Below are 22,767 nucleotides of genomic sequence, written 5' to 3'. Positions count from 1 at the left end.
CAGGCCCGCTTTGGGCCTCTCAACACCTGTCGAGGGCCCGTGCGTTACGTTTCCACCCGGGGCGAAGCTCCTGTCCTGTCGTTTTCCGATGCGCTGCTGGCCGGTCTGGCGCGCGACGGCGGCCTCTATGTGCCGGAGGCGTTCCCCACCCTGAGCGCGGAGCAGATCGCCGCGCTGGCGGGAAAACCCTATCCGGCGGTGGCCAAGGCGGTGATTTCCCCCTTCGTCGGCGATGCGCTGCCCGAGCGCGTGCTCGATCTGATGATCGCCGACGCCTACGCCTCCTTCCGCCATCCGGCGGTGACGCCGCTGACGCAGATCGGCCCCAACCGCTTCCTGCTGGAGCTGTTCCACGGCCCGACGCTGGCCTTCAAGGACGTGGCGATGCAGTTGCTCGCCCGCCTGATGGACCATGTGCTCGCCGCCCGCGGCAGCCGCGCCACCATCGTCGGCGCCACCTCCGGCGACACCGGCAGCGCGGCCATCGAGGCGTTCCGCCATTCGGACGCGGTGGACGTGTTCATCCTCTATCCGCACAAGCGGGTGTCCGAGGTGCAGCGCCGGCAGATGACCACGGTGAACGCGCACAACGTCCACGCCATCGCCGTGGAAGGCACGTTCGACGATTGCCAGGCCCATGTGAAGGCCATGTTCAATCACCACGCCTTCCGCGATTCCCTCGCGCTGGCGGGCGTGAACTCCATCAACTGGGCGCGCATCGTCGCCCAGGTGGTCTATTATTTCTATGCTGCCACCGCGCTGGGCGCGCCGCACCGCGAGGTGTCGTTCGTGGTGCCCACCGGCAATTTCGGCGACATCTTCGCCGGCTACGTGGCCAAGCGCATGGGCCTGCCCATCCGCGACCTCTCCATCGCCACCAACGTCAATGACATCCTGGTGCGCACGCTGGAGACCGGCCGCTATGAGGTGAAGGGGGTGCATCCCTCCTCCTCGCCGTCCATGGACATCCAGGTGTCGTCGAACTTCGAGCGCCTGCTGTTCGAGGCGCTGGACCGCGACAGCGCGCAGGTGCGCCAGCTCATGGCCTCGCTGGGCCAGTCCGGCGCCTTCACCGTGCCGCACGACGCGCTCGCCACCATTTGCGGCGATTTCTCCGCCGGCCGCGCCGACGAGCCGGAGACGGCGAACACCATCGCCAAGCTCTACCAGTCCGCCGGTTATCTGGCCGACCCGCACACCGCCGTCGCGCTGGCGGTGGCGGACAAGGTGGAACATGCCGCCAAGGTGCCGCAGGTGATCCTCTCCACCGCCCATCCCGCCAAGTTCCCCGACGCGGTGGAAGCCGCCACCGGCCACCGGCCCGGCCTGCCGCCGCACATGGCGGACCTGCTGACCCGCAAGGAAACCGTGAGCGTGCTGCCCAACGACCTCGTCGCCATCGAGGCCTTCATCCGCGCCAAGGCGCGGGTCGGCGCGGGCGCCGCGGCATGAGTGTGAAGATCTCCACCCTCGACAACGGCATCACCGTCATCACCGACGAGATGAGCCATCTCGGCACCGCCTCGCTCGGCATCTGGGTGGGCGCCGGCGCGCGGGACGAGAAGGGCGACGAGCACGGCATCTCGCACCTTCTGGAGCACATGGCCTTCAAGGGCACCCGCCGCCGCTCCGCCCGGCGCATCGCCGAGGAGATCGAGCAGGTGGGCGGCGACATCAATGCCGCGACCTCGGTGGAGCAGACCACCTACAATGTCCGCGTGCTCGGCGAGGACGTGGGCCTCGGCATCGACATCCTCGCCGACATCCTCACCGAGCCGGCCTTCGCCCCCGACGAGCTGGAGCGGGAGAAGAACGTGATCGTGCAGGAGATCGGCGCGGTCATGGACACGCCCGACGACCTGGTGTTCGACCTGTTCCAGGAGCAGGCCTTCCCCGGCCAGAGCGTCGGCCGCTCCATCCTCGGTACGCCGGAGACGGTGCGCGGCTTCAGCCGCGACCAGCTCGGCGCCTATCTCGGGCGCACCTATCGCGGCCCGCGCATGGTGGTCTCCGCCGCCGGCGCGGTGGAGCATGACCGGCTCGTGGACGAGGCCGCCGCGCGGCTCTCCGGGGTCGGCAACGGCGTCGCGCCGGAGCTGTCGGCCGCCACCTATGCCGGCGGCACGCGATTGACGGCGCGCGACCTCGAGCAGGTGCACATCCTGATGGGGCTGGAGGGTTGCTCCTACAAGGATGCGGACTACCACGCCCTTCAGGTGCTCTCGAACGTGCTGGGCGGGGGCATGTCCTCCCGCCTGTTCCAGGATGTACGGGAGGAGCGGGGGCTCTGCTACTCCATCTATGCCTTTCACTGGAGCTATCAGGACACCGGGCTGTTCGGCATCTATGCCGGCACCGACACCGGCGACGTAGAGGAACTCTCCCACGCGGTGGTGGACCAGATCTTCGACACGGCCGAGACCGTGACCGAGCTGGAGGTGGCCCGCGCCAAGGCGCAGATGAAGGTGGGGCTGCTCGCCGCGCTGGAAAGCTCCGGTGCCCGCGCCGACCAGCTCGCCCGGCAGATCCTCGGCTTCGGCCGGGTGATTCCGGTGGAGGAGATCGTCGCCAAGGTGGAGGCGGTGGATGTGGCGGCGGTGCGTGCCGCGGCGTCGCGTCTCATCGGCCGCGGCCGACCGACGCTGAGCGTCATCGGGCCGAAGGGCGGGCTTGAACCGGCTGCGCGGGTGGTGCAGCGTCTCTCAGGGCATTAGCCGGCTGCGCCGGCAACGGAGACTGGCTCGGGCGCAACCGATGTGGCTGTCCGCACTCTTTCCCTTCCCGGCCGAGCCCCTCCCTGCGATCGAGGGGAAGGGCGTCTATCTGCGCGTGCCGCAGATGAAGGACTTCGTGGCGTGGCGGACCCTGCGCGACATCAGCCGCGGCTTCCTCACCCCCTGGGAGCCCCTGTGGCCCGCCGATGACCTCACCCGCGGCGCCTTCCGCCGCCGGCTGCGGCGCTACGCCCGCGACATGGTGACGGACGAGGCCTATCCGCTCTTCATCTTCCGCCGGGTGGACGACGAACTGGTCGGCGGCCTTACCCTCTCCAACGTGCGGCGCGGCGTGTGCCAGGCGGCGAGCCTCGGCTACTGGATGGGCGCGCCCTATGCCGGGCAGGGTTACATGCGCGCGGCGGTGACGGCGCTCCTGCCGGTGGCCCACGACGTGCTCCATCTGCGCCGGGTGGAGGCCGCCTGCATGCCCAACAACCAGGCCTCCATCCGCCTGCTGGAAAGCTGCGGCTTCACCCGCGAGGGGTATTCGCGGGAATATCTGTGCATCAACGGGACGTGGGAGGACCACATCCTGTTCGCCCGCCTGAAGAGCGATCCCATCGCCCGCCTCATGTCCCGCGAGGAAACCCTCGCCACCCGCCTCAGCCGCGTGCCGCCGGCCGCGCAGTAGGGGGAACGCGCGGGCCGTCGTTCCCCGCTCATCGTCATTCCCATCCTCTCCGTCATGGCCGGGCTTGTCCCGGAAGTCGGCTGTTGCCGACTTCCGCCCTTGGGAACGGAACCCGCAAACGTGCGGGTTCCGGCCATCCACGTGGATCGGCCGGGAGCACCTCTCGCGGCATCGTCCCCTCGGCTCGACGTGAATGCCCGGCACAAGGCCGGGCATGACGGCGGTTCGGGGGGAGCGACTGCTTTCGCATTCCGGCGCCACCCTGACGCCGCTGTTGAGCGCTGCCCCTGAGCTGCGTGCCGGCCGAGCTCCCTCTCCCCTTGCGGGAGAGGGCTGGGGTGAGGGGTATCGCAACGTCAGTTCCCGCGCCTGCGCTTCCGGATACACCCCACCCCTCACCCCCGGCCCCTCTCCCGCAAGGGGAGAGGGGAGAAGCGTGGCGCCCCTCACTCCCCCTTCGGCAGCGCGAACACGGTCAGCTGCCCGCCCAGCGCCGTATACTGGTTCAGCGCCGCATAGGCTTCGTTGGCGCCGGAGCCGTCGCCGGGGTCGCTGAGGCCGGCGGCGAGGCCGATGCCGGCCCAGCCGCCGACGCCGGAGAGCACGGCCACATATTGCCGCCCGCCCTGCATGAAGGTCGTGACGTTGCCGACGATGCCGGAGGGCGTCTTGAAGCGGTACAGCTCCTGGCCGGTCCTCGCGTCCACCGCCTTCAGCCAGCCTTCCAGCGTGCCGTAGAAGACGATGCCGCCCGCCGTCGCCAGCGCCCCCGACCAGACGGAGAACAGCTCCGGCTTCGACCAGACCACCTCGCCCTTCAGCGCGTCCCAGGCAAGGAAGCCGCCGGTGCTGCCCTCGTTGCCCGGGGCGGGATGCATGGAGAGGGTCGCGCCCACATAGGGCTGGCCGGGCACGTAATCCACGTGGAACGGCTCGTAATCCATGCACATGCGGGTCACGGGCACGTAGAACAGCCGCGTCTGCGGCGAGAAGGCCGCCGGCTGCTGGTTCTTGGCGCCGAGCGATGAGGGGCAGATGCCGGTATAGGTGACATCCTCGCCCTCCCGCTCGGTGGAGAAGGCCGGGTCGCGCTTCGGGCGGCCATAGGTGGGGCTTTTGGGGTCAAGATCGATGCCGCTCGCCCAGTTGGCGGTGGTCTCGTATTTCCCCGCCCGCAGCAGGGCGCCGGTCTCGCGGTTGAGCGTGTAGGCGAAACCGTTGCGGTCGAAATGGGTGAGGAGCGGCGTGGATTTCCCGTCCACTTCCTGCTCGGTCAGGATCATCTCGTTGACGCCGTCATAGTCCCACTCGTCGTGGGGGGTCATCTGGTAGACCCAGCGGGCGACGCCGGTGTCCGCGTCACGGGCGATGATGGTGTCGGACCAGCGATTGTCGCCCGGCCGCTGGGTGGGGTTCCAGGTGGCCGGGTTGGCGGTGCCGTAATAGACGAGGTTCAGCTTCGGGTCGTAGGCGAACCAGCCCCAGGTGGCGCCGCCGCCGATCTTCCACTGGTCGCCGGACCAGCTCTTCAGCGACGAGTCGCGGCCCACCGGCTTGCCCAGCTCGGTGGTCTTTTCCGGGTCGAACAGCATCTCCGCGTCCGGACCGGCGCTGTAGGCGCGCCAGACGAGGTGGCCGTCCTTGAGGTCATAGGCGGAGAGGTGCCCGCGCACGCCGGCCTCGGCGCCGGAAATGCCGACGATGAGCTTGTCCTTCACCGGCATTGCGGTGGCGGTGTTGGAAGCGCCGAGCGCGGGATCGCCGTTCGCCACCGCCCAGCGCTTCGCCCCGGTCTTCGCATCGAGCGCGACGATGGTGGTGTCGGCCTGATGCAGGAAGACGAGGCCATCAGCATAAGCGAGGCCGCGATTGACGAGATCGCAGCACATCACCGCGGCCACGTCCTTCTTCTGCTTGGGCTCGTATTTCCAGAGGATGCGGCCCTCGTTCTTCAGGTCGAGGGCATAGACCACATTGGGGAAGGGGGTGTGGACATACATCACGTCCCCCACCACCAGCGGCGCGCCCTCATGCCCGCGCAGCACGCCGGTGGAGAAGGTCCACGCCACCTGGAGGCGGCCGACATTGCCGGCGTCGATCTGCCTGAGCGGGGAGAAGCGCGTGTTGGCGTAGTCCACCGTCTGCAGCACCTGCTCCGCGCCGGTGGCGGTGCGCGCCAATACGTCGTCATTGGCGTGGGCCGCGACCGGGAGGACAGCGAGGAGGAGAGCGGGCAGAAGGCGTGTCATCGGCGAAAGCGGTCCGGGTGTCGTGACGCAGAACGGGCGCGAAGGTCTCCCCCGCGCCCGCAGCATCCTCGCCACACGCCGGCGACGCAACCGCGCCGCAGGGGCAGGTGTGATGCGGCTCTTCCTCCCCTCTCCCCTCGCGGGAGAGGGGCCGGGGGTGAGGGGGTGGGCCTGTCCAATGGTCCAGGCTCCGGTTCCGCCGGAGGCACACCCCTCACCCCAACCTTCTCCCGCAAGGGGAGAGGGGGGCGTGCCGGCGCATTCCGAAACAACCGCGCATCCGCCCCTTTGTGTGTCATCGCCCGGCTTGTCCGGGCGATCCACCCATCCGCTCGCACGATGCCGGAAGACTTGCCCCGGCCTGACCGTGGATCGCCCGGACAAGCCGGGCGATGACGGTGAAGGGGGCTAGCCGCTTGCACATGCCTCCCCTCTCCCCTTGCGGGAGAGGGGCCGGGGGTGAGGGGGCAAGCCTGTCCGTTTGTCTCAGATGCTGGTTCTGCCGGAGGCACACCCCTCACCCCAGCCCTCTCCCGCAAGGGGAGAGGGGGCACCGCCGCTACCGGGGAGCCCTCCCTCAACCCGGAACGACCGGGCCGATGGAGGCGTCGATCATGCTCTGGCGCCGCTCCCGCGCATTCACGAAGCGGAAGTAGATGACCTTCACCAGGTCCATCACCAGCGTCCACACGAGGCAGTAGGCCCAGACCACGCCGATGAGCAGCCACGGCAGAGCCGGCATGAACCAGCCGAAGGCGCACATGAAGATCGCGAACACCTGCGTGCCCATCACCGCCGCCAGCACCGGCAGGCTGGGATAGGGCGGGCGGAACAGCGTGCCCTGCACCCGCGAGACGAAGAACAGCAGGTGCCCGCCGGCGCACAATTGCAGGAACAGCATGGTCTGGATGTGCGACAGGTCCATGGGCAGGCGCGCCATGAGTTCCGGGCTCTTCATCCAGAACATGCCGAGCATGACGATGCCGAAGCTCTGCACCAGGGCCATGATGCCCATGATGGTGGAGAAGGAGAGGATGCGCTGCATGTTCCAGCGCACCGGGCTGTCCTGAACCTTCACATTGTCATAGGCGATGGTCATGATGGGGATGTCGTCAAGCAACGCCATGACGACGATCATGATCGCGGTGAGCGGCATGAAGTCGTAAACCAGATAAACCAGCACCACCACCAGCATGATGTTCAGTGTCATGGCGATGCGGTAGTAGATGTAGCTGGTGATCCGCTCGAAGATCGCCCGCGCCTCCATGATGGCGTTGATGATGGTGGAGAGCCCCGGCGCGGTGAGGATGAGCGCCGCGGCGCTGCGGGCCGCGTCCGTGGCGCCGGAGACGGCGACGCCGCAATCGGCCTGCTTCAGGGCGGGGGCGTCGTTCACGCCGTCGCCGGTCATGGCGACGATGTGGCCGCGCTCCTGCAAGGCCTTCACGATCTGGAACTTGTGCTCGGGGAAGACCCGGCCGAAGCCATCCGCCACTTCCACCGCGCGGGCGGAGTCGATGGCGATGTGCTCGGGGCCGGAATTCTGGCCGAACACGTCGCTCGCGACCAGCAGATGATCGCCGAGGCCGAGCTGGCGGGAAATCTCGCCGCCAATGGCCACATCGTCGCCCGTCACCATCTTCACGGAGACGCCGAGCGCCTTGGCCTTGGCGATGGTCTCCGCCGCGTCGGGCCGGGGCGGGTCGAGCATGGGCAGGAGGCCGAGCAGCGTCCACGTCTTGCCGTCGTCCGAGCGGGCGACGCCGAGCGCGCGGGTGCCGCTGCGGGCGAGCTTTTCCACCGCGTCGAAATAGCCCTTCGCATCGGCCTCCGAGAGGCCGCACTGGGCGGCGATGGCCTGCGGCGCGCCCTTGGCGAAATGCACGGTCTTGCCGTCCGGGCCGGCGACGCTCGCCACCGTCTTCTTGCTGACGGGATCGAAGGGCGTGAAGTCCACGCTCTTGTAGCCGTCGAGCAGCTTCGGGTCCTTCACCGCGGCGATCACCGCCTTGTCGATGGCGTCGTCGCTCTGGCGCTGGGAGGCGAGCGCGGCGCCGAGGATGAGATCGTCAGGCGCCGCCTTGCCCCACGGGATGGGCGTCTGGAGGGTGAGCTGGTTCAGCGTCAGCGTGCCGGTCTTGTCGGAGCACAGCACGTCCACGCCCGCCAGTTCCTCGATGGCCGAGAGGCGGGAGACGATGGCCTGCTGCTTGGAAAGCGCCAGCGCCCCCAGCGCCATGGTCACGGACATGACCGCCGGCGTCGCCACCGGCACGGAGGCCACCAGCAGCACCAGCACGATTTGCACGATGGCGCCGGCGTGCTGCCATTCCCAGTGCCCGTCGGTGATGATGTCGCGGTGGACCTGCGCCACCACCAGCACCAGCGCCAGCGCGGCGGAAAGGATGATGAGGAAGTCACCCATCTGGATGACCGCCTTCTCCGCGTGCGACTTGGCGCCGGCCGAGGCGACGAGCTTCGCCGTGCGGCCGAAGAAAGTGGCGTTGCCGGTGGCGGTCACGAGGCCCGTCATGGTGCCCTGACGCACGATGGAGCCGGAATAGCCGCTGTCGCCCACGCCCTTGGAGACGGGGAGCGATTCACCGGTTAGCGCCGCCTGGTCGACGGAGAGATACTTGCCCTCGATGAGCAGGATGTCGGCGGGCAGGGTCTCGCCGCCGGCGACGCTCACCACATCGCCGGGCACGAGGGCGGCGGTGTCCACCGTCATCCACTTGTTGTCGCGCAGCACGCGGGCCTTCAGCGCGAGGCCCTTCTTCAGCGCGGCCAGCGCGCTCGCGGCCTTGCTGTCCTGCCAGAAGCCGACGATGGCGTTGTAGATGAGGAGGCCCATGACCACGATGAAATCGGGCCAGTCCTGGCGGATGAGGGAGAGCAGCGCCGCCGCCTCGATCATCCAGGGGATCGGCCCCCAGAAATAGCCGACCAGCTTCTCCCAGCGGCTGTCCTCATGGGCGACGATGGCATTGGGGCCGTATTTCGCCTGCCGTTCGGCCGCCTCGGTGGCGGAGAGGCCCTTGGGCGAGGAGCCGAGCTCGGTGAACTTGGCGGAGATGGCCGCCGCATCGAGCCGGACGGGCCCGCCGGAGGACGCCGCCGGCTTCGCGGACGGGGCCTCGGCCGGCGCGGGGGCGGCAATGCGGGCTGCGCTCTGTGCCATTGGACTTCTCCCGGTCAGGCGGAACGGGTGAGCGCCAGCGTGTGCTGGGCGATCATCAGTTCTTCATTGGTGGGGATCACGAAGGCCGCGACGGCGCTGTCCGCCGTGGTGATGCGCGGCCCGTTGGCGGCATTGGCCGCCGGATCGAGGGTGAGGCCGAAGGTGGCAAGGCGCTTCAGCACGGCGGCGCGCACCTGGGCCGAGTTCTCGCCGATGCCGGCGGTGAAGACGAGCGCATCGAGCCCGCCCAGCACCGCCGCAAAGGCGCCGATGAACTTCACGAGGCTGGTGACGAAATAGTCCACGGCCAGCCTGTCGTCGGCCGCCGCGCTGTCCTGCAGCACCCGCATGTCGGCGCTGTCGCCGGAAAGGCCGAGCAGGCCGGACTGGCCGTAGAGCAGCTTTTCCAGCGCCTCGGCCGTGTAGCCGTCGGAGCGCAGCAGATAGAAGATCACGTCGGCCGGCACGTCGCCGGAGCGGGTCGCCATGGGCAGGCCGGTGAGGCCGGCGAACGCCATGGAGGTCTCGACGCTCCTGCCGTCCAGCATGGCGCAGACCGAGGCGCCGCCGCCGAGATGGGCGACGATGACCCGCCGCGCGCCGGGCGCGACCTTGGGCACCTGCCGGCTGATATAGTCGTAGGAGATGCCGTGATAGCCCCAGTGCCGCACGCCGGTGTCGCGCACGGCCTTGGGCAAGGCGTAGATCTGCGCCACCTCCGGCATGGTGCGGTGGAAGGAGGTGTCGAACACCGCCACCTGCGGCAAGCCGGGGAAGGCCTCGGCGATGGCCCGCGCGCCGCGCACGTTGAACGGCTGGTGGGAGGGCTCCATGGCGGACAGGTCGTCGAGATAGTCCAGCACCTCGGGCGTGATCTTCGCCGGCCCCTCAAAGCGCGTGCCGCCGAGCACCACGCGGTGGCCGGCCGCCACCACCTTGATGTTGGCCTCGTGCTGCTCCAGCCACTGGACGATGTAGCCCAGCGCCTCCTTGTGGCTCAGGGCGTGGCCGGAGCCCCATTCGTGGGCGTCGATGGGCTTTCCGTCCGGCTCCTTGGCGATGAAGTGCGGGTCTCCCGCCATGCTGTCGACGCCGCCCCGGCAGAGCAGCGGCGGGTCCTTAACGTTCGACGTCCCATAGGCGCCGAACTTGAGGCTGGTGGAGCCGGAATTGACGACCAGAACGGCGTCGGTCATGGCAGCCTCGCTCAGTCGGCGGCGTGGGGAAGGATGGCGTCGGGCGTGCGCTTGAGCGCGTCGGCGTAGATCACCGCCGCGGCGGCGGAGAAGCGCCGGGCCTCCGCGCTGTCGGCGCGGCTCGTCAGCATCACCGGCACGCGGGCGCCGACCACGAGGCCGGCGGACTGGGCATCGGCCATGAAGCCGAGATTCTTGTAGACCATGTTGCCGGCCTCGATGTTGGGCACCAGCAGCACATCCGCCGCGCCGGCGACGGGCGAGACGATGTGCTTCACCTTCGCCGCCGCGGCATCCACCGCCGCGTCGAGGTCGAGCGGCCCGTCCACGATGCCGCCGACAATCTGGCCCCGGTCGGCCATCTTGGAGAGGATGGCGCCGTCGAGGGTGGCGGGCATCTTGATGTGCACCATCTCCACCGCCGCCAGCACCGCGACCTTCGGCGTCTCGATGCCCAGCGCCTTCGCGAGGCCGATGGCGTTCTGGCAGATGTCGCGCTTCTGGTCGGTGTCGGGCGCGATGTTGAGCGCCACATCCGTCACCAGCACGCGCCGGGCATAGGTGGGCACGGACATGATGGCGCAATGGCTCAGCAGTCGGCCGGTGCGCAGCCCCGCCTCCTTCGCCATCACCGCATGGAGCAGTACGTCGGTGTGAAGGCTGCCCTTCATGAGCGCCCCCACCTCGCCCGCGCCGGCCGCGGCGGCGGCCTTGGCGGCGGACTCCTCCTCGCTCGTGGTGGAGACGATGCGCGCGCCGGAAAGATCGAGCCCGCCGGACGCGGCGATGCGGCGGATGTCCGCCTCGGGCCCGAACAGCACCGGCTTGATGAGCCCCGCCGCCGCCGCATCGAGGGCGCCGGAGAGGGCATCGAGGCTCAAGGGATGGACCACGCCGGTGGGCAGGGGATCGAGCCCCTTGCAGCGCTCCAGCAGCGCCTCCAGCCGGTGCTCGGGCACGCTGACGCTGATGGCCTTGTCGGGCGCTGTCACGGTGATGGCGGCGGTGGCGACGATGGCGCCGGAGGGCGCGGCGATCTCGCCGTCGAGGCCGATGGTTCGGTCCGCCGCGTTCGTCTCGCGGACGGCAAGGGAGACGGTGAGCGGCACGTCGGCCGGCAGCGGCGCGGCGATGCTCACGCTGGAGGCGCGGATGGCCGCGCCGGGGCCGGGCAGGGCGGTGCCCACCAGAGCGGCGAACAGGGAGGCGGCAAGGCCGGCATCCGCCTGACCCGCCCCGACGCCGGCGATGATGCCGGCATCGCCGAAGGCCGCGCCCCAGGCCCGTAGGTCCGGCGTACGGATGGTGCGGACGGTGGACACGCGGTCGCCCGCCTTGATGTCCGCGAACAGACGATTGGCGATGATGGGCACGGACAGGCCTCCTCGGGCGCGTCGCAGGCAGGGATGGCGAGGCAGAGGACGTGGCGGGCGCGGCGCGGGGGATGCGCCGCGCCCGTCTTCCCGGCTCAGACGGCTGCGGGGAGGCTCTGGCCGGAAACGGGGACCGGCGCGGTGTTCACCGCCGCCAGCGCCACGTTCTTTGGCGCCGAGACGCCGAGAAGGTCGGCAAGGCGCTCCACCAGCACCCGCTCGCCGGGCGTATAGGCGCCATCCGCAGTAGCGACGCCCGCCACCGTGTTCACCAACTCCTGCCGCTGGCCTGGGTCCGTGACCAGATGAGCGATGGCTTCCACCGCCGTCTCCCGTTCCAGGAGCAGGATGTAGAACTGGTCGCGCACCAGCGTCTTGAACTCGGGCAGGGAGAGCTGCGTGAGCTTCTGGCGCGCCTCGTTGAGCGAGCGCGCGGCGGATTCGTCCATGGCGCGCGTCACCGAGAGCACGTAGAGCGAGGCGCGCACCAGCGCCTCGTTGAAGCCACCTTCGGCCACGCGGGCGCGGAACTCGGCGATCTTGCGATCGCGGAAGGCTTCCTTTTGCGGGCTGTTGGCCGGCAGCTCGCGCACCTTTTCCTGGATGTTCAGGCCCAGCATCCCCTGCAGGACCGGCGAGCCGTAGACCGCGAAGAAGGTCTGCTCCACCGCCCGGTCGCGCACATCGCGCCAGCCATCCAGGGCGGCGTTGATCTGGTCGGACCAGAAGTTCTGCGCCGTGACGAAGGGGTTGCTGGCGTCCACCGGCTTGCGGGCCGTGGTGACCTCGGCGGCGAGCTTCTCCACCCCCTTCATGAGCGGGTTGGCGTCGGCGAACAGGGAGTAGGAGAGCCGCAGCGGATTGAACCGGAACAGCGCATCCGCAAGCTGCGGCGTCGCCATCGCCTTCACCGCCGGCTGGAGGAAGGTGCGGTAGAGCGAGTGGTTGATCTCCGACACCCGCCGGGCGGCGGCGAAGGCGCGGTCGTCCTCCACGCTGTTGCGGCCATAGGCGCGGATGTCGTCCAGCGAGCGCAGCTCGAAGCGCGAATGCCAGGCCGGGCCGCCGGCCTTCACCTGCTCTTCGGAGGCGGGCTCGATGACCAGCTCGTAGAGGCCGGGCGGCAGGCAGTCGATGAGGTCCATGAGGCGCACCAGCTCCTCGTCCTCCTTCGCCCCGACCTTGGCCGAGACGAAGATGGCGAGGTGGCCCACCTTCTGGTTCATGCAATAGACGATGGTGCGGCCCTCGGCGCGGATGTCGTCCACGTCCTTGTAGAGGTCGAGGATCCAGCCCAGCGTCTGGGGCGGCGGGGAGATGTTGTCGCCCTGCGAGGTGAAGACGATGACCGGCGAGGAAATGTTGCGCAGGTCGAACACCTTGCCGTCGGTGGAGCGCACCTCGTTGCGGGTGAGCTTGTCGCCGATGAAGAACTCGTCCACCAGGAACTGGATCTCGTCGCCGTTCAGCTTGATGAAGTCGCCCCACCACTTCTCGAACTCGAGATAGCGCGGGCCTTCCGTATCCACCTTGGACCAGACGTCATACTGCTTGCCCCACAGCCAGTTGGCCGGGTTCAGATTGTCGAAGTTCAGGATCAGCCAGGTGCCGTCGAACTTGCCGCCGCCGAGGTCGCTGACGAGGTTGGTCAGCCACGAGCCGCCGAGCAGGCCGCCGGAATAGCGCATGGGGTTCTTGCCGTGCACGCCCTGCCAGTAGGACATGGGCGAGCCCGCCACCATGCAGGGGCCGAACAGCTCCGGCCGCAGCATCGCCACCATCAAGGTCTGGTAGCCGGCCTGGCAATTGCCGATGGCGAAGGCGGGCGGCGCTTCCGGATGCATCTGCCGGATGCGCTCGAAGAAGGTGACCTGACCTTCCACCACGTCGAGGAAGGTCTGCCCCGGCTCCGGCTCAGAGGCGAAGCCGATGAAATAGACCGGATGCCCGGTGCCCAGCGCCTCGCCGATCTCGCTCTCGGTCTTGAACCCGCCGATGCCCGGCCCCTGTCCCGCGCGCGGGTCCACCACCACCACCGGCCGCTTCCGCGGGTCCACCGCGACACCCGGCGGGGGGACGATGCGGGAGAGGGAGTAGTTGATCGGCCGCGCCAGGGCCCGCCCGCTCACCAGCACCTCATGGTCGAAGGTGAGCACCGTCGCCATGGGGTGGGAGGTCATGTCGTGCTGCTCGTTCCCCCTCCGGCGGAGGAGATCGAGGAAGAGAACATGGCGCTGGGCGGCGTCGATGAGATAGGCGCCGAGCGGTCCGGACTGAATCGTCGCCGAACCGGCACCAAACGGTGGGTTGAAGGCCGGTGAAAGTCCCTTCTGGAACGCCGACATCGCGGCATTCGGGTCGAACGGCAGCAGGTTCTGGAAGGGGGAGGGGGCGGGCGTGTCGGCGGCCATGACGGGCTCCCGTCTTTAGCCGGCCCAACGGTTTCGGCAGGCCGGACGCTGCACTTCGCAGGTGCGAATGGCCGCAGCTAAGGTCCGCGCTCCGAGGGGGTCAATTCCGGGTCTCTACGGGTGCGGAAGCATCCGTATCTATCCGAAAAGCCAACGAAATTTGATCTGGCGCAAGAATGGCGCGCATTCTGCCGCGCTGCACCCTGAGGTGCGGTTCTCCGCTACCGGAACCTAGGGCAACTCCTTGATATGGCAGGATTGTCGCCGTGGCGCGCAGGGCAAAGTCTGCCCCGCAGCGAAGCTGCCGCAGGGGCGGGTGGGAGCGCTACTGGTCCTTAGGCTTCAGGAAGGACAGCAGGAAGTTCTCTTCCTTCTTGGGGCCATGCTTCAGCTCGGCCACCACCACCATCTTCTTCACCTCCCCCCGTTTGAAGGCGGCAAGGAACTTGTCGTAGTCCTTGACCGACACGCAACCGTTGGAATCTCCACGCGGGCCAAGGAGATAGGGGTGGGCGAGGATGCCGGCGCGGCCATACATCCTGCCGGTTCCGATGGGGTTGAGGCGCACCGCCTCGATGCCGTGGAACAGGGATTCGCGCATGGTCAGCTGGTAGGTGTTGGGCGGGGTCGGACCCACCATCCGCTTGTTGACCGCGCGAACGTCATCGAAGGTATCGCCGTAGCCTGAATGGGCTTCCAGCCGATCCCCGTTCGGCATGTAAACGACCTTGGCCTTGATGTCGTAGATGGCATAGCCGCTGCCGGGCGTGGGCAGCGCCGGCTCATCCTCGGAGAGCGTCGGCGGGGTTTCGACGGCCGGGGCCTGGCTGCCGGGAACGGCGGAGGGCGTGTCGGTGAGGGAAGCGTCGGGCAGGGAAGCGTAGGCGAGGCGCTGGGTCGGCATGGCCGGCTTGCGTAGCGGAAGGGGCACCGCGCCCTGGTCAAACTGTTCCAGCGCCTTGATTCCGTCGGCCGCCGTCATCTGAGTCCGATTGAGCGGATTGGCCATCGGCAGGGGTACGACGCGGCCGGTGAGGCGAGCGGAATTGTCGGAAGGCTCGGCCGAGGCCGCGAAGGACCGGCCATCAATGGCGACGTTGGTCAGGTAGATGCTCGACGCATCGACGGCCAGAGAACCGGAGCCGACGACGAGCGAAATCTCGGTCACGGTGGTGCCCGCAGCCGCCATGCTGAGCTCGCGGACGAGGGGGCGCTGGGACACCTGGGGCGGCGGTGCGGAGACGCCGAACGCGAACGAGCCCTGCGAATACCAGACGGCCCCTGCGGCCACCATCAGGCCAGCGACGATGCCCGTGCCGATGCCGACGAGCGTGCCGCGGCGGGACATGCCTTCCGGGCGAGGGTCCGAAGCGTGGGGATCGTAGTCGGAGGCGTCGATCTCCTCCTCATGGACGTGCGGTGTCCAGTGCCAGTCGGCCCTGTCATGCCAGTCGGCATGGGGATCGGCGTCGTCGCGGTCCCATTCACCGTGGTCGCGCCAGCCTGCGTCATGGTCCGCGCGCGCGTCGTGCTCGCTCGCGTGGTCCTGCCAAGCCGCGTATTCCTGCCGGTTCGAGTGCCTCATGGTCCCCGCTATCAGCGCTGCCGGTCGGTACCGGCTCCGTTCGTCCATCGCAGGGTCCTTCGGTCTTCGCACCGCACAAGACTTGCCCGTTCGGATCATCTCCGACCGACCACCGGCCTTGGACGCTGCGCCCGCGCGGCCCCGCCGCACATTCCCGGCAGTCCCTGCAAACCTGCCGAAATTCGGTTTCTTTTCCCTTTACGCCCTTCGCTAGACCAGATCACGACGGCGAGAACAAGGCCGTTCGCACGGAAACTTTACCAAGCGAAGTCCGTCTTGGCGAGAGGCGGGCATGACGCAGTGTCAGAAGAGCCAAAGCCCCGCTGCCGCAGGATTTGTCACGATTCACCTTGCGCGAGGATGTCCTTCAGCACGGGCGCAACGCCGGCCCGGAAGGCGCGAACCGCGTCCCGCACGATGGGACCAAGGTCCTCCGGCGTCGTCGTTCCGTACACGTAACGGCGGATGGCGAGGTAGAAGATGCGTCCGTGCAGGCCCCAGAACAGCTCGGCCTCGCGTTCGCCGACCGGGATCTCGCCCGTTGTGGGCAGCTTCAGCTCCACCCTCAGCTCCGCGCAGGCCGGCAGGATGATCTCGTCCCGCACGATGGCCAGGTAGCGGCTTGTGATATCGAATGATTTGAGACCCGAGAACGCGAAGATCCGCACCCAGTGGTAGTCGAAGACCTGCTCGACATATTCGAGATAGAATTGTGACAGCCGGGCCTCCAGCGGCCTCGATCGATCCGTGACGAGGGTCGCCCAGTCCGCTTTCCAGCGGCTGAGATAGACGTGCTCGTAGACCCGCTCGATGAGCGCTTCCTTGGAGGGGATGTAGCGGTAGATGGCGGAATGGGTGATTCCCATCCGCTTTGCCAGTTCCCGCGTCTGCCCCTCGAATCCGTGCTCGGCGAAGAAGCGGACCGCCTCCTCGATGATGGCCTGCTCGCGATCCGCTGCGCGCATGTGCTGGCGGCGCGGGCGGGCGGGGTGCGTCGGGTTCTGGTCGGGCGTGGGCTTCAAGGCGAGTCCGTTCGGCGCATGGGCCGGGCGCCCACCCTCCTGCGATAGCGCAACCTTCCCGCGCCACCAAGGGCCTCGGCTCGGAACGGCGCCGTCTCGCACACTCGCGATAACAGGTCCTGCCGGGAGCGAAGTCGACGAAAAGATCAGCCAAGGCAACAATCGTATATCCAGTCGGGAATAGCGCATTGCTGCAATGCAATGATTGGCGTTTGGACGTTGGCCCCAAGTTATCCGGCAGTGGTCGCGCAGCACTATTGACAGGCAGATGGGTCTGAGATCATGTTGTGACCAAGTGGTCACTAAATGAAGCCACGACCGGGAGGACCTGCCCTTGAAAGCCCGCGCTTTCGCCTATGCGCGTCCGTCGAGCCTTGCCGAGGCGCATGCCGCCTTTGCCGGGGCCGATGGGGATGCGAGCTACATTTCCGGCGGGCAGAGCCTCGTGCCGGCCCTGGCGATGCGGCTGCAGGCGCCGCAGGTGCTGATCGACCTCTCCGCGATTCCCGAAATGCGTGGCGTGCGGCTGGAAGGGGAAAACCTGAGCATCGGCGCGCTCACCCGCCATGCCGAAACGCTGACCGAGCCGCTGATCCGCGCCCATGCGCCGCTGCTTGCGGCGGCAGCGCCTTTCGTCGCCCATCCCGCCATCCGCAATCGCGGCACGGTCGGCGGCAGCGTGGCGCTGGCCGATCCGGCGTCCGAGTTCCCGGCCATGATGCTGGCAATGGGCGCCGAGATGGAAATTTCCGGTTCCGACGGCATGCGCCGCGTCCCCGCCGACGATTACTTTCAGGACCTCTACCAGACCGCCATCGAGCCCGGCGAAATCCTTGTGGCGCTGCATGTGCCGGCCGCCGGGCCGCGTCATGTCTGCGCTTTCGATGAGATGGCGCGGCGTCGCGGCGATTACGCCATGGTCGGCGGCGGCATTCTGGCCGAGCGCGACGGCGCGGTGATCGCGAATCCGCGCATCGCCCTGTTTTCGGTCGGCTCGACGCCGGTGCGTGCTCGCAATGCCGAGGCAGAGATTGCCGGCAAGGCGCTCGATGCCGATACGATTGCCGCTGCCCAGCGTGCGCTCGATGCCGACATCGATCCGCTGGACGACGCGGAGATTCCCGCCGCCATGCGCCGCCACCTCGCGCGCGTCCTGCTGGGGCGCCTGCTGCGCAAGCTGGAGACCTGCTCATGAACATGATGGCGGGCACCGTCCCCCTGTCTCTCACGGTCAATGGCGAGGAGGTCGCGCGCATGGTCGCGCCGCGCACCACGCTGGCGGATTTCCTGCGCACGGATCTCGAACTCACCGCCACCCATGTGGGCTGCGAGATGGGGGCCTGCGGCGCCTGTCTCGTGCTGCTGGACGGCGTGCCGGTGCATTCCTGCCTCGTCTTCGCCGTGCAGGCGCAGGGGCAGTCTGTGGAGACGGTGGAGGGGCTGGTCGCGAGCGGCGCGCTGGCGCCGCTCCAGCAGGCGTTCCATGAGCGCAACGCGCTGCAATGCGGCTTCTGTACGCCGGGGATGCTGGTGAACGCCCACGCCCTGATCGCCCGCGGTGGGGTGCCGGATCGCGAGGAGATTCGCGACGCCATCTCCGGCAATTATTGCCGCTGCACCGGTTACGAGGCCATCGTCGACGCCATCGAGGCGGCTGCCCGCAAGGCGAACGGGGAGGGCGCGGAATGAACGCCCCCTTCGACCGTCCGCTCGGCGCGGAGCCCCATCTTGAACCCGGCGTTCATGTGGGCCGTCCGCTGCCGCGCCCCAGTGCGAAGCGGCTGGTGGCGGGGCGGGGCAACTACGTCACCGACATGAAGCTGCCGCGCATGCTGCATGCGGCCTTCGTGCGCTCCCCCTTCGCCCATGCCCGCATCGTCCGCATCGACGTGGAGGCCGCCCGCGCGGCGCCCGGCGTTGCCCTGGTGGCGACGGGTGAGGATCTCGCCAAGCTGTGTACGCCCTGGGTGGGTACGCTCGACCATTTCAAGGGGATGAAATCGGAGCCGCAGCTCCCGCTGCCGATCGGTCGCGTGACATGGAGCGGGCAGGCGGTGGTGGCCGTGGTGGCGGAAAGCCGAGCCGCTGCCGAGGATGCCTGTGAGCTGGTGGAGATCGAGTATGAGGACCTGCCCGTCCTCGCCGACCTCGACACCGCCCTCGCGCCCGATGCGCCCCGCCTCGTGGAGGGCTTCGCCGACAATCTCTGCTTCCGCAGCGCGCTGGAAAGCGGCGCGGTCGACGACCTCTTCGCCTCCGCCGCGCATGTGGTGGAAGCGGGCCTCGCCTTCGGCCGTCATACCGGCGTGACACTGGAGCCGCGCGCGCTCATCGCCGATTATGACGCCAGCGAGCATGCGCTAACCGTTCACCACGGCACCCAGACGCCCTTCCAGTTTCAGGATCTCTATTCGCGGCACTATGGCATCCCGGAAGGCCGGGTGCGGGTGGCCGCGCCGGACGTGGGCGGCTCCTTCGGGGTGAAGCTGCACGTCTATCACGAGGACATGGCGGTCATCGGCCTGTCCATGCTGGCGGGCCGTCCGGTGAAGTTCGTGGCGGACCGGCTGGAGGCCTTCGTCTCCGACATCCATGCCCGGGACCATCGTGTGAAGGCGAAGGCGGCGGTGGGGGCGGACGGCCGCATCCTCGCCATGGCGGTGGAGGATGAGACCGCCATCGGCGCCTTCTCCACCTATCCCCGCACCAGCGCGGTGGAAGGCAACCAGGTCATCCGCCTCATCGGAGCGCCCTATCGGCTGGAGGCCTACCGGGCCGACCTGAAGGTAGTGTTCCAGAACAAGACGCAGACGAGCCAGTATCGCGCGGTGGGTCACCCCATCGCCTGCGCGGTGACCGAGCATCTGATGGAGAAGGCGGCCGCTGCGACCGGGCTGGACCCGTTCGAGGTGCGTGCGCGCAACCTCATTCCGGACGACGCCTATCCCTGCCAGTCGCTCACCGGCTACAAGTTCGAGCAGCTCTCCCACGAAGCCTGCCTCGCGAAGCTCAAGACGCTGATGGATTATGATCGCTTGCGCGCCGAGCAGGCGGAGCTGCGCGGGCGCGGCATCCATCGCGGCGTCGGCATCGCGGCCTTCGTCGAGATCACCAATCCCACGCCCGCTTTCTACGGCATCGGCGGGGCGCGCATCTCGGCGCAGGATGGGGCGGTCATCAAGATCACCCCCTCCGGAGAGGTGCGCTGCCTCATCTCGGTGACGGAGCAGGGGCAGGGGACGGAGGCCATCATCGGCCAGATCGTCGCCGATTATCTCGGGGTCTCGCGGGATATCGTGCGCGTCATCACCGGCGACACCGAGGTAACGCCCCACGGCGGCGCCACCTGGGCCTGCCGCGGCGCCGGCATTGGCGGCGAGACGGCCCTTCAGGCCGCGAAGAAGCTCAAGGCGAACGTGCTGAAGGTTGCGGCCGCCATCCTGCAAGCCCAGCCGGACGACCTCGATCTTGTCGATGCGGAGGTGGTGGACAAAGCGGGTGGCGCCGCCCGCCTCAGCCTCGCCGAGGTCGCGCGCATCGCCTATTTCCGCTCCGACACGCTGCCGCCGGGCACCGACGCGCAGCTCACGGTGGCGCATCATTTCGCGCCGTCCGGCTATCCCTTCGCCTTCACCAACGGCATCCACGGCTGCCATGTGGAGGTGGATGCGGAGACGGGACTCGTCAAAATCCTCAAGCACTTCGTGGTGGAGGATTGCGGCCGCATCATCAATCCGCTTCTCGTGGAGGAGCAGGTGCGCGGCGGCGTGGTGCAGGGGCTCGGCGCCGCCTTCTTCGAGGAATGCCGCTACGATGAGGCCGGCCAGCTCGTGAACGGCTCGCTCGCCGATTATCTCGTGCCCATGTCCTGCGAGATGCCGGACATCGTCATCGCCCATATGGAGACGCCGACCCGCGATACGGAGCTCGGCGCCAAGGGCTGCGGGGAGGCGGGCACCGCCGCTTCGTCCGCCGCCGCGCTCAATGCGGTCAACGACGCGCTCGCGCCGCTGGGCGCAGAGCTGACCCAGATTCCCATGACCCCCGCGCGCATCCTGAAAGCGCTCGGCGCCTTCTGACGACCGCCCACAGCCAAAAAACAAGACACACCGGGAGGATTTCATGACCAAGCGGACCGACCATCCCCTCTCCAGCGTATCCCGTCGCACCGTGCTCGCCGGCCTCGGCGCCGCGGGCGTCGGCCTCATCGCCTCGCCGGCCATCGTCCGTGCGCAGGCGGACGCCATCCGCATCGGCTTTCCCACTCCGCTCACCGGCCCCTTCGGCGCCGAGGCGAAGGACCAGGTGAAGAGCGCGGAACTCGCCGTGAAGCTCGTCAACGACAAGGGCGGCATCGCCGGCCGCAAGGTCGAACTGCTGGTCCGCGACGACAAGCTGAACGCCGGCGAGGCCGCCACCCGCACCCTCGAGCTGATCGAAAAGGACAAGGTCCACGCGGTCGTCGGGGCCCTCTCCAGCGCCGTTCAGCTCGCGGTGAACGAAGTGACACGCGCCCGCGGCGTCATCTATGTCTCCATCAGCCAATCCGACACCATCAACGAGGTGAAGGACTTCTCGAAGTATACCTTCCACGAGGCGCTGAACCCGCACATGACCACGGCTGCCGTGGCGCGGGCGACCTTCAAGAAGGGCTCGAAGGTGGCGCTGCTCGGCGCCGACTACGCCTATGGCCACGAGATGATGCGCGGCTTCAAGCGCGCGGCGGGCGAGCTGGGTGCCGAGATCGTCGGCGAGATCCTCCACCCCTTCGGCGCAGCGGACTATTCCACGCTGATGCCGCGCATCCGCTCCCTGAAGCCGGACATCCTCGCCATCTGCAACTTCGGCCGCGACCAGGCCAACTCCATCAAGCAGGCCAACGATTTCGGCATGAAGAAACAGATGCAGATCGTGGTGCCGGTGCTGCTGCACAACCAGCGCATCGCCGTGGCGCCCGATGTGTTCGAGGGCATCATCGGCGGGGCGAACTATTATTGGGCGCTAGAGAGCACCGTTCCCTCCGCCAAGGCGTTCAACGATGCCTACAAGGCGGCCTATGGCTCGCTTCCGACCGATTACGGCGCCTACGGATTTACTGGTGTTTCCGCGCTGCTCCTGGCCATGGCGAAGGCTGGCGGCACCGACACGGACAAGGTGGTCGAGGCGCTGGAAGGCCTGAAGTACGACGTGGCCAAGGGTCCGCAATACTTCCGTAAGTGCGACCACCAGTCGGTGCAGTCGGTGCTGGTCCTGAAGTCCAAGGCGAAGGCCGACATGAAGAGCGAGCAGGACCTGTTCGACATCGTGGAGAACGTCCCCGGCTCCGAGCAGATGCTGCGCTCCTGCGGCGAGCTGGGCTTCCCGACCTGAGACCGGTCGCTCCTGCGACAAGCGCCCTCTCCCCGTGCGGGAGAGGGAAGCACCTGATTGGACCGCCCCGAGAGACGCCCGATGGACCTTGAACTCATCCTCATGCAGCTGTTCTCCGGGCTCGCGCTCGGGGCGATCCTGGTGATGGTCGCCCTCGGGCTCACCATCGTGTTCGGCATGCTCGGCATCGTGAACTTCGCCCACGGCGCCCTGTTCATGGTGGGCGCCTATGCGGGGCTGTGGATCGCCGCGCAGACGGGAAGCTTCTGGTGGGCGCTCATCGTCGCCCCCATCGCCGTCGGTGTGCTCGGCATGGCGATCGAGCGCTTCCTGATCCGGCCACTCTATGGCCGCACGCCGGACGATCCGCTGCTGCTCACCTTCGGCCTCGGCTATGTGCTGGTGGAGACGGTGCGCATCACCTTCGGCACAGACGGCATCCCCTTCTCGGCGCCGGACGCGCTGCAGGGCGTGGTGGACCTCGGGGTGGGCTATTTCCCGATCTACCGATTGTTCGTGGTGGGCGTGGTGGCTGTCATCCTGCTGCTGCTCTGGGTGGCGCTGGAGAAGACGCGCTTCGGCCTCATCGTGCGGGCTGGCGCGCGCGATCCGCTCATCATGAAGGTGCTGGGCGTGGATGTGAGCCGCCTGTGGCTGCTTGTGTTCGGCCTCGGCGTCGGCCTCACCGCGCTCGGCGGCGTGCTGGCGGCGCCCATGCGCAATGTCAGCCCGGAGATGGGCACCCTGGTGCTGGCGGAGGCTTTCGTCGTCACCGTCATCGGCGGCATGGGCTCGCTGCTTGGGGCCGTGGTGGCGGGACTGCTCGTGGGCGTCGCGGTGAGCATGACCGCGCTGTTCGCTCCGGAGATGGCGACCATCGTCATGTTCGGCCTGATGGCCCTCATCCTCCTCGTCCGACCGCAGGGCCTGTTCGGCCGGCCGGCGGGCGCCTGACGGTACCGGCGCGTGAAC

General features: G+C 68.3%; 15 protein-coding genes. 8 read left to right on the top strand and 7 right to left on the bottom strand.

What is annotated here, in order from left to right:
* The first annotated feature begins 39 nt into the window (after positions 1-39).
* From thrC to FHT36_RS20470, 3 genes are read left to right on the top strand one after another with little or no spacing between them, the layout of a single operon-like run.
* Complete coding sequence (gene thrC / locus FHT36_RS20480; protein WP_169124314.1) at positions 40-1,452, top strand: threonine synthase; 1,413 nt, start codon at positions 40-42, stop codon at positions 1,450-1,452.
* Positions 1,449-2,714 (top strand): pitrilysin family protein, encoded by a 1,266-nt coding sequence (locus tag FHT36_RS20475; protein ID WP_169124313.1) that lies wholly within the window; start codon positions 1,449-1,451, stop codon positions 2,712-2,714. The genes thrC and FHT36_RS20475 overlap by 4 nt, the downstream gene beginning before the upstream one ends.
* A 40-nt stretch (positions 2,715-2,754) precedes the next feature.
* Positions 2,755-3,408 carry a GNAT family N-acetyltransferase gene (locus FHT36_RS20470; RefSeq protein WP_169124312.1) on the top strand — a complete coding sequence of 218 codons (654 nt, stop codon included), beginning with the start codon at positions 2,755-2,757 and terminating at the stop codon, positions 3,406-3,408.
* 446 nt (positions 3,409-3,854) lie between these two features.
* On the opposite strand, the gene FHT36_RS20465 is transcribed toward FHT36_RS20470, so the two are convergent.
* The 7 genes from FHT36_RS20465 to FHT36_RS20435 all read right to left on the bottom strand — a co-directional run bounded on the left by FHT36_RS20465 (position 3,855) and on the right by FHT36_RS20435 (position 16,368).
* Positions 3,855-5,657, bottom strand: coding sequence for a methanol/ethanol family PQQ-dependent dehydrogenase (locus tag FHT36_RS20465; RefSeq protein WP_169124311.1), 1,803 nt, complete (start codon positions 5,655-5,657; stop codon positions 3,855-3,857).
* A gap of 577 nt (positions 5,658-6,234) precedes the next feature.
* On the bottom strand, positions 6,235-8,838 hold the full coding sequence (locus tag FHT36_RS20460) for a plasma-membrane proton-efflux P-type ATPase (protein ID WP_169124310.1): 2,604 nt from the start codon (positions 8,836-8,838) through the stop codon (positions 6,235-6,237).
* Positions 8,839-8,852: 14 nt separating this feature from the next.
* The gene (locus FHT36_RS20455; RefSeq protein WP_169124309.1) at positions 8,853-10,034 is read right to left on the bottom strand and encodes an acetate/propionate family kinase; all 1,182 of its coding nucleotides are present in this window, start codon (positions 10,032-10,034) and stop codon (positions 8,853-8,855) included.
* 11 nt (positions 10,035-10,045) lie between these two features.
* On the bottom strand, positions 10,046-11,407 hold the full coding sequence (locus FHT36_RS20450) for a bifunctional enoyl-CoA hydratase/phosphate acetyltransferase (protein WP_169124308.1): 1,362 nt from the start codon (positions 11,405-11,407) through the stop codon (positions 10,046-10,048).
* Between the two features lie 95 nt (positions 11,408-11,502).
* Positions 11,503-13,818 carry a DUF3141 domain-containing protein gene (locus FHT36_RS20445; protein WP_210257884.1) on the bottom strand — a complete coding sequence of 772 codons (2,316 nt, stop codon included), beginning with the start codon at positions 13,816-13,818 and terminating at the stop codon, positions 11,503-11,505.
* A 325-nt stretch (positions 13,819-14,143) separates the two neighbouring features.
* Positions 14,144-15,403: a DUF2778 domain-containing protein gene (locus tag FHT36_RS20440; RefSeq protein WP_229643867.1), complete on the bottom strand. Its 1,260-nt coding sequence runs from the start codon at positions 15,401-15,403 to the stop codon at positions 14,144-14,146.
* Between the two features lie 338 nt (positions 15,404-15,741).
* Positions 15,742-16,368 carry a TetR/AcrR family transcriptional regulator gene (locus tag FHT36_RS20435; protein WP_169124380.1) on the bottom strand — a complete coding sequence of 209 codons (627 nt, stop codon included), beginning with the start codon at positions 16,366-16,368 and terminating at the stop codon, positions 15,742-15,744.
* A gap of 391 nt (positions 16,369-16,759) precedes the next feature.
* On the opposite strand from FHT36_RS20435, the gene FHT36_RS20430 reads away from it, so the two are divergent.
* From FHT36_RS20430 to FHT36_RS20410, 5 genes are all read left to right on the top strand, one after another.
* A complete protein-coding gene (locus FHT36_RS20430) occupies positions 16,760-17,620 on the top strand; it encodes a xanthine dehydrogenase family protein subunit M (protein ID WP_169124307.1) in 861 nt (286 codons plus the stop codon).
* A gap of 5 nt (positions 17,621-17,625) precedes the next feature.
* The gene (locus FHT36_RS20425) at positions 17,626-18,114 is read left to right on the top strand and encodes a (2Fe-2S)-binding protein (RefSeq protein ID WP_169124379.1); all 489 of its coding nucleotides are present in this window, start codon (positions 17,626-17,628) and stop codon (positions 18,112-18,114) included.
* The gene (locus FHT36_RS20420; protein WP_169124306.1) at positions 18,111-20,504 is read left to right on the top strand and encodes a xanthine dehydrogenase family protein molybdopterin-binding subunit; all 2,394 of its coding nucleotides are present in this window, start codon (positions 18,111-18,113) and stop codon (positions 20,502-20,504) included. The genes FHT36_RS20425 and FHT36_RS20420 overlap by 4 nt, the downstream gene beginning before the upstream one ends.
* 43 nt (positions 20,505-20,547) lie before the next feature.
* Positions 20,548-21,795: an ABC transporter substrate-binding protein gene (locus FHT36_RS20415; RefSeq protein ID WP_169124305.1), complete on the top strand. Its 1,248-nt coding sequence runs from the start codon at positions 20,548-20,550 to the stop codon at positions 21,793-21,795.
* 81 nt (positions 21,796-21,876) lie between these two features.
* Positions 21,877-22,749, top strand: coding sequence for a branched-chain amino acid ABC transporter permease (locus tag FHT36_RS20410; RefSeq protein ID WP_169124304.1), 873 nt, complete (start codon positions 21,877-21,879; stop codon positions 22,747-22,749).
* Positions 22,750-22,767 lie beyond the last annotated feature (18 nt).

Source organism: Xanthobacter sp. SG618 (assembly GCF_012932745.1).
Taxonomy (GTDB): domain Bacteria; phylum Pseudomonadota; class Alphaproteobacteria; order Rhizobiales; family Xanthobacteraceae; genus Xanthobacter; species Xanthobacter flavus.
Note: the sequence above shows the minus strand (reverse complement) of the source record. Positions and strands in the feature narration are given on the sequence as shown.

Coding starts and splice junctions, on each gene's coding strand:
- FHT36_RS20415 (WP_169124305.1), top strand. CDS start 20,548: ATGACCAAGCGGACCGACCATCCCCTCTCCAGCGTATCCCGTCGCACC.
- FHT36_RS20440 (WP_229643867.1), bottom strand. CDS start 15,403: ATGAGGCACTCGAACCGGCAGGAATACGCGGCTTGGCAGGACCACGCG.
- FHT36_RS20465 (WP_169124311.1), bottom strand. CDS start 5,657: ATGACACGCCTTCTGCCCGCTCTCCTCCTCGCTGTCCTCCCGGTCGCG.
- FHT36_RS20420 (WP_169124306.1), top strand. CDS start 18,111: ATGAACGCCCCCTTCGACCGTCCGCTCGGCGCGGAGCCCCATCTTGAA.
- FHT36_RS20475 (WP_169124313.1), top strand. CDS start 1,449: ATGAGTGTGAAGATCTCCACCCTCGACAACGGCATCACCGTCATCACC.
- FHT36_RS20455 (WP_169124309.1), bottom strand. CDS start 10,034: ATGACCGACGCCGTTCTGGTCGTCAATTCCGGCTCCACCAGCCTCAAG.
- FHT36_RS20460 (WP_169124310.1), bottom strand. CDS start 8,838: ATGGCACAGAGCGCAGCCCGCATTGCCGCCCCCGCGCCGGCCGAGGCC.
- FHT36_RS20410 (WP_169124304.1), top strand. CDS start 21,877: ATGGACCTTGAACTCATCCTCATGCAGCTGTTCTCCGGGCTCGCGCTC.
- FHT36_RS20445 (WP_210257884.1), bottom strand. CDS start 13,818: ATGGCCGCCGACACGCCCGCCCCCTCCCCCTTCCAGAACCTGCTGCCG.
- FHT36_RS20470 (WP_169124312.1), top strand. CDS start 2,755: ATGTGGCTGTCCGCACTCTTTCCCTTCCCGGCCGAGCCCCTCCCTGCG.
- FHT36_RS20435 (WP_169124380.1), bottom strand. CDS start 16,368: ATGCGCGCAGCGGATCGCGAGCAGGCCATCATCGAGGAGGCGGTCCGC.
- FHT36_RS20425 (WP_169124379.1), top strand. CDS start 17,626: ATGGCGGGCACCGTCCCCCTGTCTCTCACGGTCAATGGCGAGGAGGTC.